The following is an 18,004-nucleotide window of genomic DNA, read 5'->3' on the forward strand; positions in this document are numbered from 1 at the left end:
AAAATCATGTTTGTTTTTTATTGGCACTTGTATAAAAAGCAAAGAAAATGCCAAAAGTATTCCAAACGCGGAGCGCGCCCAATGAAAAATAGTTGCTGGATACCCAAGCCGATACACCAGTTCGGAATCAACAGGTTAAAAAATGCCAATCTGTCACCTTTGGAACAAAGCGAGGATTTGGATACGGCGGCGCAGGCGGGTGTGGTCGCGGCAATCTTCCGCAGTGGCGAATTTTCACGCACCATGATGGCGCAACTGCCGCATCTTAGAGTGATTGCCGTCCACGGCGTAGGGACCGACGGCATTGATCTGCAGGCGGCAACAGAGAAAGGCATCGTAGTGATCAATACGCCGGGCATGAATACGCGCTCGGTCGCCGAACATGCCATCGGGCTGATGTTCGCCCTGGCAAAACGGCAGGTAGCGGCAGACAACGCAGTCCGGCAGGGCGCCTATCAGGCCTTCAAATATCAAAGCGGGCTGCGGGAACTGCAGCATGCGGTGCTGGGGATTGTCGGGCTGGGCGCCACCGGCCGCTGCACGGCGGCGTTAGCCAACGCTCTGGGGATGCAGGTCGTGGTTTACAGCAGCCAGCAGGATGCGGTTATCCGGGCCGCAGGGTACTGTAAGGCCGCCGATCTGGCCGGATTGCTGCGCCAAAGCGACATCGTTTCGCTGCATGTCCCTTCCCTGCCGGCAACCCGGCACCTGATCGGTGCGCGGCAGTTAGCGCAAATGAAACCTTCGGCCTACCTGATCAACACCAGCCGCGGCGCGCTGATCGATGAAGCGGCGCTCATCAGCGCACTCAATAACGGCGCGCTGGCGGGGGCCAGGCTGGACGTTTTCGAGCAGGAACCGTTGCCTGCCGGCGCCGCCTTGCTGACCGCCCGCAATCTGGTGGTTTCGCCGCACATTGCGGCATCGACGGAGCAGGCGTTAATCAATATGGCAGGCGCGGCGGTTGAAGGCATTTTACGCGTGTTGCGGGATGAAAAGCCGGATTCTCTGGTTAACCCGGCGGTGTGGCCAACCCGGCGCCGGTAAGAACGGCGGCGCCAGGCGTTCAGCGGCCATCAGCCACGGGCGGCAATGACTTCACTCATCGGGGCGAAGGCCACACCTTTGCTTTCCAACAGTGTGCGCACCTGCGCCGCCATCTCAACCGCGCCCGGCGTGTCGCCGTGCACGCAAATGGTATCAATCGTCACCGGTATGCGCGTTCCCTGCAAGGTGATCAGCGCCTGATCCTCCAGCATCCGCAGGATCCGTTCGCTGGCCTGTTTGGCATCGTGCAGCACCGCGCCCGGCAGCTTGCGCGACACCAGGTTGCCGTTTTCGGCATAAGCGCGATCGACGTAGATCTCGCGCACCAGCGGCAAGCCCACTTCCAGCGCCGCTTTTTCCGTGCACAGGCCCGGCATGGTCACCATAATCAAGGACTTGTCCACCGCATAAATCGCCCTGGCCACCGCCATCGCCAGCGCGTCGTCTTCCGCCGCCATATTGCCGAGCGCGCCGTGGGTTTTCACATGCTGCAAACGCATCCCCTGGCTTTCCGCCAGCGCTTTCAATGCACCGATCTGATAGATGATCTGCCGTTCGATCTGCGCCGGGCTGTCGCCCAGGATCTGGCGGCGGCCAAAGCCCTGCAGATCAAAAAAGCTGGGATGCGCCCCCACCTTGACCCCCTGCTGCTGCGCCGCGGCCAGCGTTGCCGCCATCACGTCCGGATCCCCGGCGTGGAAACCGCAGGCGATGTTGGCCGAGGTCACGATGCGCAACATCTCTTCATCCTGCCCCATCGTCCAGGCCCCGAAACTTTCCCCCATATCGCAGTTGAGATCGATCAACATGGCGCATTCCCCTTGGTTATTTTGATTGCCCATCACAGTTGCACAGCGCGGCGCGAAAATAAATCTCTATCTTGTATATTGACAGCATCTCATTGGTATGCCAAACGTATTTCATACGACCATCACTTTCAGACATGTGGGAAAAATGACGTGGACCAGCCCGCAGCAGCCCCCGCGTGGCAATTACTCCCGGTTGCCGATCACGCGGTTTACATCGATTTTGGCGAGGTGATCGACGAACAGATCAACCGGCGCGTCACCGCGTTAGCGGCGCGCCTGAAGGCGGCGGCGCCGGCCGGGATCACCTCGCTGATCCCCACCTACCGTTCACTAACGGTGAATTACGACTCCACCCAGGTGCGGCAGCAGGCATTAATCCAGCAGCTTGAGCAGTTGCTGGCCGAGACGGCGGAGGCCGATGCGCCCAGCAAATGCTGGCATATTCCGGTGTGCTACGGCGGGCAGTACGGCATCGATTTGCCGGAACTTGCCGCCACGCACGGGCTAAGCGAGCAAGAAACCATCGCCATCCACAGCGCAACCCGCTACCGCGTTTATATGATCGGCTTTATGCCCGGCTTTGCCTATCTTGGCGGGCTGGATGCGCGTTTGCACACCCCGCGGCGGGTGGAGCCGCGCCTGAAGGTGCCCGCCGGCAGCATCAGCATCGGCGGCATGCAAACGGCGGTCGGTTCCGTCGCCGCCCCCAGCGGCTGGCACCTGCTGGGGCGCACGCCGGTGCGTAGCTTTGATCCCACGCGCGAATCCCCCTTTCTGCTGCAGGCCGGCGACAACGTCCGCTTTTTTACCATCAGTGAGCGCCAATTCGAACAACTCTCGGCAGAGCGCCACTATCTGCCCGAATGGAGCTGGCAGGCATGATGTATTTTGAGGTGCTTTCCCCCGGGCTATTTACCACCTTGCAAGATGAAGGCCGCTTCGGCTTTGAAGACCAGGGCGTGCCGCCTTCCGGTGCGATGGACGAACTCAGCTTTGCCGTTGCCAACGCGCTGGTCGGCAACCCGGCCAACACCGGCGCGCTGGAAATCACTCTGCTCGGCCCCACGCTGTGCCTGGCCGGCGATTGCCCATGCCATTTCGCGGTGACCGGCAACCTGGCGGCCACGCTCAACGGCCGCCCGTGTGCGCCTTATCGGTGCCATGAAATGCAACCGGGCAGCGTGCTGGCGCTGGGGCGCGTCATCAGCGGCGCCCGGGGCTATCTGGCGGTCACCGGCGGCTTTGCCGTGGCGCCGGTGCTGGGCAGCGTTTCAACCCTGATGCGGGCCGGCCTGGGTGGGTTTGCCGGGCGCCCGTTGCAAAAAAATGACCATCTACCGCTGGTTGACGCCCCCACGGCGCCCCCGTATCAGGGTGCGGCAGAGCGCATCATGCCGCAGATGGAAAAGCGGCCGATCCGCATTATCTGGGGGCCGCAGGATACGCACTTCGATGCGGCGGCCAAAGCAGGCTTTATTGAGCAACGCTACACCCTGTCCAATCAGAGCGATCGCATGGGCTACCGTTTGCAGGGCCAGCCGATCGCGCACAGCAAAGGGTTCAATATCGTCTCTGACGCCATCGCCCGCGGCAGCATTCAGATCCCCGGCAACGGTCTGCCGATCGTGGCGATGAGCGATCGCCAAACCACCGGCGGCTACCCGAAAATCGCCACTGTCATCCGTGCTGATTTGGCCCGGCTGGGGCAATTGAAGCCCGGCGACAGGCTGCAGTTTGAACCGGTGAGCGTTGAAAAAGCGGAAACGCTGTGGTGCGGCCGCCAGCAGGCGCTGGCCCAGTGGCTGGAAAAATTGCGCGGCGGCCAGGCCGATGCCTGAACGGCCCCCGGTGCCGGGGGCCACAGGTTGGGGTTATTCTTTGACGGTATCTTCCAGGAAGAAACGCCCAAGCGGGTTTTGATAAAAGCCTTTGATATTCTTACGGCTGACGTTGCGATAAGGGCTGTAGTAGAGATCGATCCAGTTCACATCGGCCTTGGCCATTTTTTGCAGATCGATATACATCTGCTCACGCTTTTTCGCATCCATTTCGACCCGCGCGGCACTGACCAGGGCTTTAACTTGATCGTTATGATAACGCGTCATGTAGTTCATGTTGGCGTCGTGGCCCAGCGTAAAGGTGGTTTTCTGATCCGGATCGAGAATGTCATTGGTCCAGTACATCACGGAAATATCATAGTCACCGGCGATCAGCATGTCCCAACTCTGGCTTGGATCCACCTTTTGCAGGTTCACCTTCACGCCCGCCTTCGCCAACTGCTGCTGGAGCAGAACCGCGATCTGCTCGTCCACCTCGTCGCCGGCGTTAACAAGGTATTTCAGCGTCAGATCGCTGGCGCCTGCAGCGGCCAACATCTGGCGCGCTTTTTGCGGATCATAAGGGCGGCGCAGATTATCGGCATAGTGATACAGCGCCCCGGCCGGGATATAGGAGTTGGCAACCTGGCCATAGCCGAAGGTGACGGTTTTCACGATGGCGTCTTTATCAATGGCAAAATCCAGCGCCTGGCGCACTTCCACTTTACCCAGCACGCCATGGGAATGGTTGATCAGCAGGTGATCTTCCCGGGTTGAGGGGTTCAGTTCCACCGTCAGATTGGCATCCTTCTGCAGCGAAGCAATGCGCGAGAACGGCACGTTCAACGCCGCGTCCAGCTCGCCGGCCTGCACTTTCAACATGCGGGTATTGTCGTCTGGCAGCGTCAGCCACTCGACGCCATCCAGGCTCACCCGATCGGCCTGCCAGAAGTACGGGTTTTTCACCAGGCTGACCCTTTCGCCGCGCACCCACTCCATCACGCTGAACGCGCCGGAACCCAGCGGTTTTTCCGCAAACGCTTCCTCCCCCTCGGCCTTCATCGCCTTTTCCGAAATCACGGACGCATTGGGCAGCGCCAGCTGCGACAGGAACGGCGCCGATGGCGACTTCAGGGTGATCACCAACGTGTGCGGATCCTTCGCCTGCGCCGTGGCGATAATGCTGTAGGAATCCCGCCATAGCGACTCCTCGTTATCGCGGATGCGCAGCAGGCTAAAGGCCGCGTCGCTGGCGGTGACCGGGCTGCCGTCAGAGAATTTGGCATCGCGGATCTTGAAGGTGTATACCTTGCCGTCGTCCGAGATGCTCCAGCTTTCCGCCAGCCCCGGCTCCAGTTTGGTGCCCATCTTATCCACCCGCACCAGCGGATCAAACACGTTGGAAAACACCCAGTTATCGGAGTTTTGCGCAGATTTGATCGGATCAAAGGTGGTACTGTCATCCCGGCGGCCAATGCTCAGGATACCGGCGGCCTGCGCCGCCTCACTTGCCAGGCACAGCGCCAACAACAGCCCGGCGGCTACGGTTTGATACGGCTTTCGCTTCATTTCACCACTCCTCAGTCAAACGAATTCGCACTTTCGCCACCGTTGCGATTAAGCACGCAGGCGTAGGCATGATCGGCAATATGCCGGGTTTCAGGGGCGCCCCCGCTGCGGCACGCCGCTAGGGCGAAGGGGCAACGGGGGTGGAAAGCGCATCCCGCCGGGCGAGCGATCGGGCTTGGCGGTTCCCCGCTCAGCGGCCGGGCCGGCAGGGGGCGATCGGGATCGATCTCGGGAATGGCGGCAATCAGCGCGGCGGTGTACGGATGGCGCGGCTGGCGAAACACCGCCTCCACCGGCCCCTGCTCGACGATGCGGCCCAGGTACATCACCGCCACGCGATCGCACAGCCGGCGGACAATCGCCAAATCGTGCGCGATGAACAAAATCGCCAGGCCCATTTTCTCGCGCAGCGTCATCAGCAGATTGATGATCTGCCCCTGAATAGACACATCCAGCGCCGCCACGCACTCGTCGGCCACGATCAGCCGCGGTTCGATCGCCAGCGCCCGGGCGATCCCCGCCCGCTGGCACTGGCCGCCGCTCAGGGCATGGGGCCGCCGGTTGCCGTGCTCCGGCCGCAGCCCCACCTCGATCAACAGTTGATCAACCCGCGCGGGTATCTCGCTTTTCACCGCTTTACGGTGCACGCGCAGCACCTCGGCCAGGCTTTCGCCAATGGTTTGCCGGGGATTGAGCGAGGCGAAGGGATCCTGAAAAATCATTGCCGTTTGCTGGCGCAGGCGCGCGATATCGCTGCGCAAACCGCCGCTGATCACGTGGCCGTCGAAATGTACGCGGCCGGCGCTGGCCGGCTCCAACTGCAAAATAGCGCGCCCAAGCGTGCTTTTTCCGCTGCCGGATTCCCCCACCAGGCCCAGCGTTTCACCGGCCCGCAGTTGCAGGCTCACTTCGCTCACCGCATGCAGCCGGCGCGTTTTCACACCAAGGCCGCCGGCGATTGGGAAACTCACCGACAGCGCGTCTATCTCCAACAATGGCCAGTTCGCGTTCAACATGCTTCCTCCGGTATATGCAATCGTCCCAATGGGTGGTGGCAAGCCGCCAGGTGGCCGCCGCCGCTCAGTGCTGGGCGCATCGGCGGTTGCCGTTCCCCACAGCCCGGCGTTGCATGGCGACAGCGCGGATGAAACCGGCACCCGGTGGGGAAACGCTCGGCCACCGGCGGCTGGCCGTCGATGGTCAGCAGCCGGCCGTGGCCCCCTTCGCTGGACGGCTGGCAGTCAATCAGCCCCTGGGTGTAAGGATGCAGCGCCCCCGCAAGCACCTGGCGCTTGCCGCCGATTTCGCACAGGCGCCCGCCGTACATCACCGCGATGCGATCGCAGGTTTGCGCCACCACGCCAAGATCGTGCGTAATCATGACGATCGCCACGCCCAGGCTATCGCGCAGTTCGGCCAACAAACGCAAAATCTGCAGTTGCACCGTGACGTCCAGCGCCGTAGTGGGCTCATCGGCGATCAGCACGTTGGGCGCCGGCGCCAACGCCACCGCGATCATCGCGCGCTGGCGCATGCCGCCTGAAAACTCGTGGGGATAGTTGTTCACCCGCTGCGACGGATCGGGAATACCCACCTGGCGCAGCAGTTCCACGGCATCCGCCCGCGCCTCACGCCGGCTGGCGCCCATATGCAGGCGGCGGCTTTCCGCTATGTGCTCGCCGATGGTCATGATCGGATTCAGGTGGCTGGAGGGGTTTTGGAAGATCATGCCGATCTCGCGCCCGCGGATCGGCGCCATTTGGCGTTCATGCAATGCCAACAGATCCTGCCCGTGCAAACGCACTTCCCCGCCGCTGATGCTCAGCGCATTGGGCAACAGGCGCATTAGGGCACGGCACGTCACCGTCTTGCCCGATCCGCTCTCGCCAACCAGCCCCAGCATCTCACCGGCGGCAACCTGGAAAGAAACGTCGTCCACCAGCGCGATCCCCTGCGGGTTGATCACCCGCAGGTGTGAAACCTGTAACAACGTCATCGGCGTTCCCCCAACTTGTCGCCCAGGCCATCGGCCAGCAGGCTAAAACCCATCGCCAGCGTCACAATGGCCAGCCCGGGGAAAGTGGTGATCCACCAGGCCGTGGTGATAAAACTTTGCCCTTCCGCCACCATCACGCCCCACTCTGCGGTGGGCGGTTGCACGCCCAGGCCGAGATAGCTGATTGCCGCACCGTTGAGCAGCACCAGCACGCAGTCGGACATGGAAAACACCAGCGCGCTGGTGAGCGCGTTAGGCAACAGATGCATGAACAGAATGCGTGGGTGGCTGTAGCCCAGGCTGCGCGCCGCCAGGATGAAATCCTGGTGTTTCAGCGTCAGTACCTGCGAGCGCACCAGGCGGGCATACGACACCCACCCCACCATCGCCATGGCAATGTAAAAGCTGAGCAGGCCGGGGCCGAGAATGGCAATGATCGCCAACATCAGCACCAAAAATGGGAAGGCCAAAACGATATCGATAACCCGCATCAGCACCGTATCGATCAGCCCGCCGGCGTAGCCGGAAAACGCGCCCAACGTGGTGCCGAGGATAAAGGGGAAGATCACCCCGATCAGGCAGATCTGCAGATCCACCCGCGCGCCCCACAGCACGCGTGAAAAAATATCCCGGCCAAAGTTGTCGGTGCCGAACGGGTGGGCGATACTGGGCGGCAGCAGGCTGGCGGCCGGATCCAACGCCGTAGGATCAAACGGGGCGATCCACGGGGCCAAACACGCCAATAGCCCCCACAGCAGGATAATCGCCAGGCCGCAGCTCAACGTATGCTGGCGTGGCAGCCAATGCCCCGCAACGCGCGGCAATACGCGGATCAGGCTCATAGCTTGACCCTCGGATCCAGCGCCACGGTGATCAGATCGGCCAGCAGGTTCACCAATACCGTGCCCAGCGCAAAGATCAGCACCACGCCCTGTACCACCATGTAGTCACGGCTGAAAATCGCCTTGACCAACAGTTGCCCCATGCCGGGGATGGCAAAGACGCTTTCGATCACCACCGTGCTGCCTATCAGCCAGCCGATATTCACCGCCAGCAGGTTGATGGTGGGGATCAATGAGTTGGGCATCACGTGCCGCCAGAAAATGCGCGCCCACGGCTGGCCGCGCGCCTGGGCGGCGGTAACGTAATCGCTGCGCATTTCCATGATCAAGCTGGCCCGCAGGTTGCGCGTGAGCACCGCGGACAGCGCCAACGCAACCGTCATGCACGGCAACACCATGTGATGCAATTGCTCAAGCCAGTCTGCGCCATAGCCGGAAACCGGGAACCAGCCAAGGGTGACGCTGAACAACAGGATCATCATGATCCCTAGCCAAAAGGCCGGGAACCCTAACCCGCCGGTGGAGAACAGGCGGATCAATTGATCGGCCAGGCGCCCCTGCCGCCATGCGGCGGTGGCCGCCAACGGCACCGTCAGCAGCAACGCCAGCAGCACGCTGCCGCCGATCAGCCACAGGGTGGGTTCCATGCGGGAAACGATCAGCTTCAGGGTATCCACCCGGTAAACGATCGAGCGCCCCAACTCACCGTTGAGCAAATTACGCAGGAAATAAAAATACTGCAGCCACAGCGGCTGATCGAGGCCGAACTGCGCACGCACGCGCGCCAGTGCGGCCGGGGTGCTGCGCACGCCGAGCAGAATGCGCGCCGGATCGCCGGGGATGCTGCGCACCATCACAAAGGTCAGCACGCTGATGCCAAACAGCACCGGCAGCAGTTGCAACGGCCGGAACAGCAGAAAACGATAACGGTGCACGCTCACCCCCTTACCGCACGCCGGCGCTGTGCTTTCTGATGGTGCAACGCCGCACAATAGCCAGCATCGGCGATAGCCTGTGGTTTATCAGGCTGGATCTCATGCCACATCATTCCCCCTGCTGATAACGGCCGCCCACGGCGGCACCGGACCTATTCTTACGCTACCCGCGTAACGCCGCAGCGGGTAGTTAGTAAAAATGCTAGTTTTCAGGCCCCATGCCGTTGCCACGTGGCACCTGAATTGCATGGGTCAGGGGAACACGTTTGCACGATCCGTTCCCAAAACGTGGCAGACGATGCGTTTTTTGGAGAGTTATGATGAGCATCAAAATTACCCCATCCCCCACCGCCCACGGCGATACGCTGGCCCAGGCCTTTGCCGGGCTGTATCAGCAGACGTTGCGGTTGGGGTTTGACGCGATGATTTATGACTTTACGCCGGTGCCGCGCTCTCTGGAGGGCGATCTGATCACGCCGGCATTGCTACACATGCACAATGTGCCTGACGATATGCGCGCGCTGTGGTGTGAACAGGGGTATTACCAGGCCGATCCGGTGCAGGTTTATGCGCTGAAAACCTGCGCGCCGTTTGTCTGGTCTTATCAACACCCGGAGCAAACCGCGCTCCAGATTGTGCTGGAGAAACAGCACCAGCCGGTGCAGGACTATATGCGCGACAACCAGATGCCCTGCGGCGCCACGGTGCCGCTGCATCTGCCGCACGGCGGTTTTGTCACTATCACCGGCATTACCAGCGGCGCCCAACAGGAACAGGCGCTGAATGAAACGTTGGCCGAGTTGAGCTTTATTGCCCATGCGTTCCAGGAATCGGTGTTCCCGCTGTTTGATAAAGAGTTGCTCACCTGCCAATACGTGCGCCTGAGCAAACGTGAGCGCGAATGCCTCTCCTGGGCGGCAGAAGGCCTGACGGCCAAGGAGATCGCCCGCAAGCTGCACCGTTCGGTGGCCACCGTCTGCCTGCATCTGAATACTGCTGCCCATAAGCTGGGCGCCAGTAACCGGGTTCAGGCGGTGGTGCGCGCTATGCACTATCGGCTGCTCGATAGCTGAAAATCTATCTATTTTGCTAGCTGTTCGATCGGGCTGCGCTGTTTTACCTTGTCGCCATCTCCACGCACAGGGAAAACGTTATGTCCAGCATCCGCGAAGGCTATGCTCCATTCCGGGATTACCAGACCTGGTATCGTATCTGCGGCGATTTGCACAGCGGCCTGGCGCCGCTGGTGGTGGCCCACGGCGGCCCCGGCTGCACCCATGACTATGTCGATGCCTTCCGGGATATCGCCGCCAGCGGCCGCGCCGTCATCCACTACGATCAGTTAGGCAACGGCCGTTCGACCCACTTGCCGGGCAAACCCGCCAGCTTTTGGCAGGTGGCGCTGTTTCTTGATGAATTGAACAACCTGCTGCACCATTTGGGCATTGCTGATAACTATGCGTTGCTCGGGCAATCCTGGGGCGGCATGCTGACGGCCGAGCATGCGGTGACGCGGCCCGCGGGCCTGAAGGCGGCGGTAATAGCTAACTCCCCGGCATCCATGGCGCTGTGGCTGCAGGCGGCGGCGCGCCTGCGGGCCGCGTTGCCGCCGGAGGTGCAACAGTGCCTGCTCACGCACGAAGCCGCCGGCACCTTGGCCAGCGAAGCCTACCGCGCCGCCAGCCAGGTTTTTTATCAGCGCCATGTTTGCCGGCTCGATCCGTGGCCGCCTGAAGTCACACGTACCTTTGCTGCGATGGATGCCGATCCCACCGTGTATCATGCGATGAACGGCCCGACGGAATTCCATGTGATCGGCTCCATGAAAGACTGGAGCATTATCGATCGCCTGCCGGCGATCGCCGTACCGGTGTTGTTGATTTCCGGCCGCTTTGATGAAGCCGCGCCGGAGGTGGTGCAACCCTACGCCGATCTGATTCCCGATAACCAATGGGTGATCTTTGAAGCTTCCAGCCATATGCCGCACGTCGAAGAGCGGCAGGCCTGTATGCAAACCGTTAGCGCGTTTCTGGCACGCCATTGTTAGGAAAGCGCGCGCACGTTAAACGAGCAGGCAAGATAACCAATGGCCGGCAGCGGGATAAGACACCGCGCCGGCCACGGTATTTACAGGGTATCGGCTAACATTTCCACGCGCCGGATAGCCTGATACAACGCCTGTTCGCTGACCGGTTTGGGCATATTGGCCATATCCGGTGCCTGTAGCGCAGCCTGGACAATGGCGGCCAGTTCAGCGGCGGTCAAATCGGCGATCTCTGCTAAACGCAACGGCAGCGCACAGGCTTTGGCTAGCGATATCGCCGCCAGCAATTCGGCATCCGAACGTTCTTCCAGCGCCAGCAGGCATAAATTACCAAACCCAACCAGTAGCCCGTGGCCAAATTCGCGGGTTTTCTCACAAACGGTGAAACCTTCATAGATGGCATGAGAAGCCGCCGCATGGGCACCGTGACTCATCAACGATGTCAGGCCTGCGAACATAAAAATGGCATCCAGAACCTGCTCCAGTTCCGGGTTGGCTTTGCCGTCGCGAACCGCCTGGCAGGATGCCTGCCCATAAGCGGCGATCAAATCATAGCAAATCAGGCTATTGGCCTGTGACGAACGGGTAACGCCAACCAACTGGGAGGTTTGCGCGCTGATGGCGCGAAACTCGTACCATTTTGCCAGGGTGTCACCAAGGCCTGCCGCCAGCCAACGCAACGGCGCGCGCGCCAGCAGATCGCTGTCGATAATGACCGCCGCCGGCGCCTGCGGCAGAGGGTAAAGATCGCGGAAGTGGCCATCGTCATAATAACGAATCGTCAACGGCGTCACCGCCGCGCAAGTGGCGGCGATCGTCGGGATGGTCACCACCGGCACGTGGCAGGCCACCCCCACCGCTTTGCAGGCATCCAGCGCCTTGCCGCCGCCCGCCCCAATAATCAGATCGATATGCAGTTCCGCCACCTGCTGTGCCAACCGGTCTATATGCGTTTGGCTACACTCGCCGCCAAACCACTGCGTATCCACCAGCGTGGTCGGCCCCACGGACAATTGTTGCCGCACCCTCGCCTCAACGGCCGCCAGGGCCTGATGGCCGCCGATCAACAACGCGCGCTGCCCAAGATTGCCGCAGATTTCGCCCAAACTTAACAATGTGCCCGCCCCGCGCAGAATGTGGGCCGGGAAAATAATAGCTTGTGTTTGCATGTCATCCTCTTCAGTCACGAGCACGGTTCAGCAAGCTGACCCATGCGCTGATATCCGCGTTATTTTCCATGTCCATACCACACGCCCATAACGCCTGGGCCTGTTGCAGCGGTAACGGCCTGGATGCCAACGACAAGAACTTGTCGCAAAGTTCGCGATCGCCGATCGGGTTAGCCGGGTTACCCCACGCCACCTCCACGCACCGCGACACGCGGGCTCCATGGCGGGTCTGCAAGGTGACCACCGGCTCACCGTCGCTGGACAGTGCAGGATCCACCCGCAATGTTATCCGGTTCATGACGGCCAGCAGCGCAGGATCCCGCCGGTTCGCCTCCTCAAAGGCATCCAGCCCGGCATGCCCCAGCAGCAAACGCGCCGCTACCGCATATGGCAGGCTCATTTGCGCCGCCGCCAGCGTCTGGATATGCGTATTGCCGCACATGTCATTGAGGAACGGGCAAAGACGAACTTCTATTTTTTCAATCTGGTCGAGATCGACCTGCAATTGCTCAAACAGCAGCCCTGCGGCATCGATCGCCGCATGTGTGCCACGGCAGGAGGCATAGGGTTTAATCGAACAACGCAACAGTTTCCATACCTGGCCCAATCCATCGGTCAATGCAGAAGGCACGGCACTCTTCGCCGCCAGCGTGGAAAAAAAACAGCCCCAGCCATCGTTAAATAAGGCACCTGGCCCGGAGATCCCCTGCCTGGCACTGAGCACGGCCAGGACACCGCCTTCAGCGGCGCGCCCGGCATGCAATTTTTTGCTTTGCGCACCGTCATGGATGAACCCCCATAGGCCGCCGCTGAAACTGCCGGCAATCCCCAGGGCCGAGCTGATCTGCTGCTTATCCAGCCCCAGCAACCGGGCCGCCGCAGCAGCAGCGCCGAACACCCCGCAGGTGGCGGTAGAATGCCAGCCCGCACCGTTATGCGCCGCGTAGCCGCCGCAGGCTTCCAGTACCCGCCGCGCGATATCGTAGCCAATCACCGTCGCCAGAATAAACTGTTTACCGCTAACCGGTTGTTCACACAAGGGTAATACAGCCAACAGCGCCGGGATCACGACCGCCCCCGAGTGATCGCAACCGCCGGTATCGTCCAGCTCCAGCGCATGAGCAGCGACACCGTTAAGCAGGGCCGCATTACGCGGCGAGGTGGCGTTCCCGGTTCCCCAAACCAACGCGGTGGGTGCCGCGCCTTCGCTGGCGATAATCCGGGCCATATCCTGCGCAACGTCGCTGGTTGCCCCGGCCAGCGCCGCGCCGAGCGTATCGAGAATATGCCGTTTACAGCGTGCGACCAGCACTGGAGGTAAATCGCCGTATTGCACGCCGAAAATAAAATCCACCAGCGTTTGCTGCAGATTGGCAAGGGGGGGCTGTTCACTGCACAGGGAAACATCAGGCATGTGGCGCCTCCTTATGGTTGGCGGCGTGCATGGCATCACCCCCTGGGCCAGTATGTCGCCGCCAGACTTCCGCCGGGTGTGAAGGGCTATTATCCGGCTGGCTTTGCCGCCACCAGTCAGCTACTTCTCCGGCAGTGGTGATCCACACGTCAGGCCGCAAGGCGATGTAATCCAGCAACGCCGCCAGCACGCCGATACGCCCAGCGGTACCGATAATTTCAGGATGCAGACGCAACACATAGCACAAGCCAAAGCGATAGAAGCCGTCAAAATCCATTTTCATATTGCCCAGTGTCTGGCTATAAGAGGCGATGCGCGACTGGGCCGGTGGTACGGCAGGGCTAAGGTTAAAAGCGAAATAGGGCTCGTCTTCAAGCTCGTAGTGCAACGGCAGTTCCACCAGCCGTTCAGGCTTATCGGCGGTGGTAACCGTGTGAAAATACGGGAGATCGTCACCGCGCCAGCCAGAAGTCCAACGCACGCCATTGGCAAGCAAGGCATCCGGCAGGCCTGGGGCCCAGTTGCCGGCGGGCAGGCGGAACCCTTGGGGCATTACGCCGGTTATCTCACCGATCGTTTCCCCGCCGCGCACGACACTGTGAATTTGCTCATTCAGCGTCAGTTCATCAAAACGCTCAAATTGGTAGCCACAGCTGGCCAGTTCATGCCCAGCCTGGTGGATCTGGCGAACGCGTTCAGGATGCTCATGGGCGACAATGCCCGGCAGGCACCAACTGGCCGTGATGTTTTTCTCCGCCAGCAAGGCCAACAGACGATCGATGCCGCGCAGCGTACCGTAGCGCCATACCGACAAGGTTTTTTCACGCCCGGCCACCGCCGGAACCTGGCTAAGAATGCCGTGGATATCATTGAAATCAATGGTGACCACCACCGCACAGCGCTTGCCCTGCGGCCAGTGGCTTTCCGATAGGGGATGTTCAATATGCATCGCCATGCTCCTGCAGCCACCAGCGCGCCACGTCTCTGCAATGGGCAAACCACACGTCGTCCCGCGCGCGCAGGTGATCAAAAAATTGGTCGAGCAACATAATGCGGCCCGGCTTGCCGGAAATTTTTGGATGAAACAGGGTCGTCAGGCTTAACCCTTCATTCATGGCGCCGTCAAACTCACGGCACCAGTTATCCAGCGTTAATGCATAGCTGGCCGTGCGATCCAGCCCGGAGGGAAAGTGGGGCTCGCGGGTATAGGCCAACGAGGCATAATCATCCATCTCCCAACGGCCGGGGATTTCCACCAGTTGCCGTTCCTGCCCGGCGACGCCGATCAGATAAGGCCGATCGTCGCCGCGCATACTGCTGGAATAAGTTACCCCGGCCGCCAATAACATGGCTGGCGTATCCGGGTGCCAATCGCCTGAAGGGGTGCGAAAACCTTCGGCATGAATGCCCAGCACCTGCCAAAAAATATCCCGTGACTTTTCCATCACCCAGCGCTGCTCGCTGGCGCTCAATGCGTAAAAAGATTCATGCCGGTAGCCGTGATAGGCCACTTCATGCCCTTGTTCGACAATCGCCCGGCATTCCTGCGGCCAGTTTTCCACTATCCAGGCCGGCACAAAAAAGGTGGCGGGCAACTGATAGGCGCGCAGCAAATCCAGAATACGCCCCAATGCCCGGAACGGGCCGTAGCCGCCGAAAGTGAAATAGTCCGCTTTTTGCCAGATGCTGCCATTGAGCATCGCGTCGCCGGTAGGGCCATCAAGATCAAACGCCAACGCCATGCAGCCCATTTTCCCCTCTGGCCAGAGGGTTGATATTGCAGACATGATGAGTTTCCCGTTGTGTGGGCCGCACAGCCGGGCGGCTTATGCGGCAACCTCGGTTTGCGGTTATTTGCCGCTGTTGATGGTGACGTCACTCACCGCACCGTCCTGCATGCCCCATTTGGTCAGGATCTGGAGATAGGTGCCATCGGCAATCATCGCGGTCAGCGCGCCTTTCACGCCGTCAATTAACGCCGTGTCGTCTTTGCCGATACCGATGCCCGTCACCTGATACGCGAATGCCTTACCCAGTGGTTTATAGGTATCTTTCTCCAGGTTCATGATGTAAGGCAGGGTTTCACTGCCCTGCACCACGCCGTCAATACGGCCCTGGCGCAGCTGCGTGCGCGCATCGGCCGTCCCTTCAGCCCCTACCACCACGATGGCCGGTTTGCCGGCGGCTTCACAATGGGCCTTACTCCAGGTGGTAATTTCAGCCGGAAAGGTGGTGCGCCGGCTGGTACCGACTTTCTTGCCACATAAATCCAGCATTTGGTTAATCTCTTTATGGGCAACGGTGGTATAGAACTGCGGGCCGCTGTGGTAGTAATCGACAAACGTGACGACTGACTGCCGGGCTTTGGTGTCGGTCATGCCGGAGAGGATCATATCAATGCGTTTGGTGGCCACTGCGTTGACCATCTGTTCAAAGCCGATTTCATGCCAGCTGATTTTACGGTTCAGGCGTTTACCAATTTCCATGCCGAGATCGTAATCCATGCCGGTGAGCTGGCCGGTCGCCGGATCTTTAAATTCCAGCGGCGGGTAGTTAGGCATCATGGCAACTTTGATTTCATCTTTCTGCGTTAGCTCCGCGGCGCAAACCGTCTGGACACCAGCCAATGTGCTGAGCACAACGCCAGCGGTGAATACGGACAACAGCGTTTTTTTCATCGTCGTTTTCTCATCGTTAAGGTGATTAAATCAGGACGGCAGAAATAAAATTCTTCGTCCGCGGATTCTGTGGCTGGAGTAGAACGTCTTCGGGATTACCGCTTTCAATGATGCTGCCTTCGTCCATAAAGACCACGCGATTGGCCACTTCGCGGGCAAAGCCCAGCTCATGCGTCACCACAATCATCGTCATGCCTTCTGCGGCCAGGCCGCGCATCACCGCCAGAACTTCACCCACCATCTCGGGATCGAGAGCGGAGGTCGGCTCGTCAAACAACATCAGCTTGGGCTTCATCGCCAGCGCCCGGGCGATGGCAACCCGCTGCTGCTGGCCGCCGGACAGTTCAAGGGGGTAAGCATCAGCCTTATGGGCCAACCCCACCCGCTCAAGCAGGGCCATCGCCTCTTCTTTTGCTTCTTTCAGAGGGCGCAAAAGCACCTGGGTTGGCCCTTCAATAATGTTTTCCAGGGCGGTTTTATCGGGAAACAGGTTGAAGCGCTGGAAGACCATGCCGGTCTTGAGCCGCTGGCGTGAGATTTGCCGATCGTTGAGGGGGTAGAGTTTTTTCCCTTCGATGCGAAAACCGATCAGTTCGTCGTCCACCCAGATACCACCGCTATCGATGCGTTCCAGCTGGTTAACACAACGCAAAAAGGTACTTTTGCCTGAACCGGACGGGCCAATGACGCACATCACTTCGCCGTATTTCACGTCCAGGTTGATGTTTTTCAGCGCCTGGAAATCGTCAAAATACTTATTCACGTTGACCGCTTTGATAATGCTTTTCATCAACAGCTCCTCCGGTTAATGACTGCGGCGCTGAGTGCCACGCCCGAAATGGCGCTCCAATTGCCCTTGCCCAAGCGACAACAGAGTGACTACCGCCAGATACCAAATGCCGGCGACAAACAGCAGTTCCATCACCCGCGCATTCGCGAAATAAATGGTTTGGGCGTTATAGAGCAGTTCGGAATATTGGATCATGCTGGCCAGGCTGGTGGTCTTGACCATGCTGATAAATTCGTTACCGATAGGGGGAATAATGACCTTCATCGACTGCGGTAAAATAATGCGCCGCAGGGCATGCAGGCGGGTCATACCGATGGCTTTCGCCGCTTCATACTGCCCCAGATCCACCGACAGTAGGCCAGCGCGCACCACCTCCGAGGTATAAGCCCCCTGATTGATGCTCAGCCCCAGCAGCGCCGCGGTAAATGGCGTCATCAGATCGACGGTGTTGATACTGAATACGCCGGGTATGCCCAATACCGGGAAAATCAGCGCCAGGTTAAACCAAAGCAATAGCTGCAAAATCAACGGAGTGCCGCGAAATATCCAGGTATACCCCACCGCCACGGCGCTTAGCACCGGGTTTTGCGACATACGCATCACCGCAATGATCACGCCGAAGATAACGCCCAACAGCATCGCTAAAATCGACATCACGATGGTATTCACCAGGCCAAACAGAATGGCCTTCGCGGTCAGGAATTGTCCGACATAGCTCCACTCGATTTTCCCGTGGGCAAAGGCGTTAACCAACAATGCCAACAGCACCAGAATGATCGCTGACGCGGTAATCCGCCCGTAATAACGCCGGGGCACATGATGGTACTCACTTAAATCGCTGTTGATGGGCTGCTCACCGCCCGGATGACGAAGATGGCTCATACGTTGCTTCCC

The 18,004-nt window shown here is 60.0% G+C and carries 18 protein-coding genes; 5 read left to right on the forward strand and 13 right to left on the reverse strand.

All coding sequences use genetic code 11. From position 1 onward, the window contains the following. The first annotated feature begins 81 nt into the window (after nt 1-81). Nucleotides 82-1,047 (forward strand): hydroxyacid dehydrogenase, encoded by a 966-nt coding sequence (locus ACN28Q_RS07125; RefSeq protein WP_095845707.1) that lies wholly within the window; start codon nt 82-84, stop codon nt 1,045-1,047. Nucleotides 1,048-1,076: 29 nt separating this feature from the next. On the opposite strand, the gene ACN28Q_RS07130 is transcribed toward ACN28Q_RS07125, so the two are convergent. Further along, nucleotides 1,077-1,856 (reverse strand): LamB/YcsF family protein, encoded by a 780-nt coding sequence (locus ACN28Q_RS07130; RefSeq protein ID WP_095845708.1) that lies wholly within the window; start codon nt 1,854-1,856, stop codon nt 1,077-1,079. A gap of 150 nt (nt 1,857-2,006) precedes the next feature. On the opposite strand from ACN28Q_RS07130, the gene pxpB reads away from it, so the two are divergent. Together pxpB and ACN28Q_RS07140 are read left to right on the forward strand one after the other, a co-directional pair. After that, complete coding sequence (gene pxpB / locus ACN28Q_RS07135) at nt 2,007-2,738, forward strand: 5-oxoprolinase subunit PxpB (RefSeq protein WP_095845709.1); 732 nt, start codon at nt 2,007-2,009, stop codon at nt 2,736-2,738. Next, nucleotides 2,735-3,694 (forward strand): 5-oxoprolinase subunit C family protein, encoded by a 960-nt coding sequence (locus ACN28Q_RS07140; RefSeq protein ID WP_095845710.1) that lies wholly within the window; start codon nt 2,735-2,737, stop codon nt 3,692-3,694. Before pxpB ends, ACN28Q_RS07140 begins: the two co-directional genes overlap by 4 nt. A gap of 33 nt (nt 3,695-3,727) precedes the next feature. On the opposite strand, the gene ACN28Q_RS07145 is transcribed toward ACN28Q_RS07140, so the two are convergent. Genes ACN28Q_RS07145 through ACN28Q_RS07165 form a run of 5 tightly spaced genes read right to left on the reverse strand, consistent with a single transcriptional unit; the run spans nt 3,728 to nt 9,015 of the window. Continuing rightward, nucleotides 3,728-5,242: an ABC transporter substrate-binding protein gene (locus ACN28Q_RS07145; RefSeq protein ID WP_095845711.1), complete on the reverse strand. Its 1,515-nt coding sequence runs from the start codon at nt 5,240-5,242 to the stop codon at nt 3,728-3,730. Between the two features lie 11 nt (nt 5,243-5,253). After that, nucleotides 5,254-6,258 (reverse strand): ABC transporter ATP-binding protein, encoded by a 1,005-nt coding sequence (locus ACN28Q_RS07150; RefSeq protein ID WP_095845712.1) that lies wholly within the window; start codon nt 6,256-6,258, stop codon nt 5,254-5,256. Next, entirely contained in the window at nt 6,252-7,238 is a 987-nt protein-coding gene (locus ACN28Q_RS07155) for an ABC transporter ATP-binding protein (RefSeq protein WP_095845713.1), read from the reverse strand. Before ACN28Q_RS07155 ends, ACN28Q_RS07150 begins: the two co-directional genes overlap by 7 nt. Beyond that, complete coding sequence (locus tag ACN28Q_RS07160) at nt 7,235-8,080, reverse strand: ABC transporter permease (RefSeq protein WP_095845714.1); 846 nt, start codon at nt 8,078-8,080, stop codon at nt 7,235-7,237. The genes ACN28Q_RS07155 and ACN28Q_RS07160 overlap by 4 nt, the downstream gene beginning before the upstream one ends. Then, the gene (locus tag ACN28Q_RS07165; RefSeq protein ID WP_095845715.1) at nt 8,077-9,015 is read right to left on the reverse strand and encodes an ABC transporter permease; all 939 of its coding nucleotides are present in this window, start codon (nt 9,013-9,015) and stop codon (nt 8,077-8,079) included. The genes ACN28Q_RS07160 and ACN28Q_RS07165 overlap by 4 nt, the downstream gene beginning before the upstream one ends. A 317-nt stretch (nt 9,016-9,332) precedes the next feature. Between ACN28Q_RS07165 and ACN28Q_RS07170 the strand changes: the two genes are divergently transcribed. Next, complete coding sequence (locus tag ACN28Q_RS07170; protein WP_413541227.1) at nt 9,333-10,088, forward strand: helix-turn-helix transcriptional regulator; 756 nt, start codon at nt 9,333-9,335, stop codon at nt 10,086-10,088. An 80-nt stretch (nt 10,089-10,168) separates the two neighbouring features. Next, nucleotides 10,169-11,062 (forward strand): proline iminopeptidase-family hydrolase, encoded by an 894-nt coding sequence (locus ACN28Q_RS07175; RefSeq protein ID WP_095845717.1) that lies wholly within the window; start codon nt 10,169-10,171, stop codon nt 11,060-11,062. 80 nt (nt 11,063-11,142) lie between these two features. Here the strand turns inward: ACN28Q_RS07175 and ACN28Q_RS07180 are convergent, their stop codons facing one another. From ACN28Q_RS07180 to ACN28Q_RS07210, 7 genes are all read right to left on the reverse strand, one after another. Further along, entirely contained in the window at nt 11,143-12,228 is a 1,086-nt protein-coding gene (locus tag ACN28Q_RS07180) for an iron-containing alcohol dehydrogenase family protein (protein ID WP_095845718.1), read from the reverse strand. 10 nt (nt 12,229-12,238) lie between these two features. Then, entirely contained in the window at nt 12,239-13,642 is a 1,404-nt protein-coding gene (locus ACN28Q_RS07185; protein ID WP_095845719.1) for an MmgE/PrpD family protein, read from the reverse strand. Continuing rightward, the gene (locus tag ACN28Q_RS07190; RefSeq protein WP_095845720.1) at nt 13,635-14,591 is read right to left on the reverse strand and encodes a polysaccharide deacetylase family protein; all 957 of its coding nucleotides are present in this window, start codon (nt 14,589-14,591) and stop codon (nt 13,635-13,637) included. Before ACN28Q_RS07190 ends, ACN28Q_RS07185 begins: the two co-directional genes overlap by 8 nt. Continuing rightward, nucleotides 14,581-15,429 carry a polysaccharide deacetylase family protein gene (locus ACN28Q_RS07195; RefSeq protein WP_095845721.1) on the reverse strand — a complete coding sequence of 283 codons (849 nt, stop codon included), beginning with the start codon at nt 15,427-15,429 and terminating at the stop codon, nt 14,581-14,583. The genes ACN28Q_RS07190 and ACN28Q_RS07195 overlap by 11 nt, the downstream gene beginning before the upstream one ends. A gap of 63 nt (nt 15,430-15,492) precedes the next feature. Next, nucleotides 15,493-16,320: an ABC transporter substrate-binding protein gene (locus ACN28Q_RS07200; RefSeq protein ID WP_095845722.1), complete on the reverse strand. Its 828-nt coding sequence runs from the start codon at nt 16,318-16,320 to the stop codon at nt 15,493-15,495. Nucleotides 16,321-16,345: 25 nt separating this feature from the next. Further along, entirely contained in the window at nt 16,346-17,110 is a 765-nt protein-coding gene (locus ACN28Q_RS07205; protein ID WP_095845723.1) for an amino acid ABC transporter ATP-binding protein, read from the reverse strand. A 15-nt stretch (nt 17,111-17,125) separates the two neighbouring features. Next, nucleotides 17,126-17,992: an amino acid ABC transporter permease gene (locus ACN28Q_RS07210; protein ID WP_095845724.1), complete on the reverse strand. Its 867-nt coding sequence runs from the start codon at nt 17,990-17,992 to the stop codon at nt 17,126-17,128. Nucleotides 17,993-18,004 lie beyond the last annotated feature (12 nt).

It is taken from the genome of Gibbsiella quercinecans (assembly GCF_002291425.1).
Lineage (GTDB): Bacteria > Pseudomonadota > Gammaproteobacteria > Enterobacterales > Enterobacteriaceae > Gibbsiella > Gibbsiella quercinecans.

What these genes read in the sequence shown, in the direction of transcription:
- ACN28Q_RS07125 (WP_095845707.1), top strand. Translation starts at nt 82, where the DNA reads ATGAAAAATAGTTGCTGGATACCCAAGCCGATACACCAGTTCGGAATC.
- ACN28Q_RS07130 (WP_095845708.1), bottom strand. Translation starts at nt 1,856, where the DNA reads ATGTTGATCGATCTCAACTGCGATATGGGGGAAAGTTTCGGGGCCTGG.
- ACN28Q_RS07140 (WP_095845710.1), top strand. Translation starts at nt 2,735, where the DNA reads ATGATGTATTTTGAGGTGCTTTCCCCCGGGCTATTTACCACCTTGCAA.
- ACN28Q_RS07145 (WP_095845711.1), bottom strand. Translation starts at nt 5,242, where the DNA reads ATGAAGCGAAAGCCGTATCAAACCGTAGCCGCCGGGCTGTTGTTGGCG.
- ACN28Q_RS07150 (WP_095845712.1), bottom strand. Translation starts at nt 6,258, where the DNA reads ATGTTGAACGCGAACTGGCCATTGTTGGAGATAGACGCGCTGTCGGTG.
- ACN28Q_RS07155 (WP_095845713.1), bottom strand. Translation starts at nt 7,238, where the DNA reads ATGACGTTGTTACAGGTTTCACACCTGCGGGTGATCAACCCGCAGGGG.
- ACN28Q_RS07160 (WP_095845714.1), bottom strand. Translation starts at nt 8,080, where the DNA reads ATGAGCCTGATCCGCGTATTGCCGCGCGTTGCGGGGCATTGGCTGCCA.
- ACN28Q_RS07170 (WP_413541227.1), top strand. Translation starts at nt 9,333, where the DNA reads ATGATGAGCATCAAAATTACCCCATCCCCCACCGCCCACGGCGATACG.
- ACN28Q_RS07175 (WP_095845717.1), top strand. Translation starts at nt 10,169, where the DNA reads ATGTCCAGCATCCGCGAAGGCTATGCTCCATTCCGGGATTACCAGACC.
- ACN28Q_RS07180 (WP_095845718.1), bottom strand. Translation starts at nt 12,228, where the DNA reads ATGCAAACACAAGCTATTATTTTCCCGGCCCACATTCTGCGCGGGGCG.
- ACN28Q_RS07185 (WP_095845719.1), bottom strand. Translation starts at nt 13,642, where the DNA reads ATGCCTGATGTTTCCCTGTGCAGTGAACAGCCCCCCCTTGCCAATCTG.
- ACN28Q_RS07190 (WP_095845720.1), bottom strand. Translation starts at nt 14,591, where the DNA reads ATGCATATTGAACATCCCCTATCGGAAAGCCACTGGCCGCAGGGCAAG.
- ACN28Q_RS07195 (WP_095845721.1), bottom strand. Translation starts at nt 15,429, where the DNA reads ATGTCTGCAATATCAACCCTCTGGCCAGAGGGGAAAATGGGCTGCATG.
- ACN28Q_RS07200 (WP_095845722.1), bottom strand. Translation starts at nt 16,320, where the DNA reads ATGAAAAAAACGCTGTTGTCCGTATTCACCGCTGGCGTTGTGCTCAGC.
- ACN28Q_RS07205 (WP_095845723.1), bottom strand. Translation starts at nt 17,110, where the DNA reads ATGAAAAGCATTATCAAAGCGGTCAACGTGAATAAGTATTTTGACGAT.
- ACN28Q_RS07210 (WP_095845724.1), bottom strand. Translation starts at nt 17,992, where the DNA reads ATGAGCCATCTTCGTCATCCGGGCGGTGAGCAGCCCATCAACAGCGAT.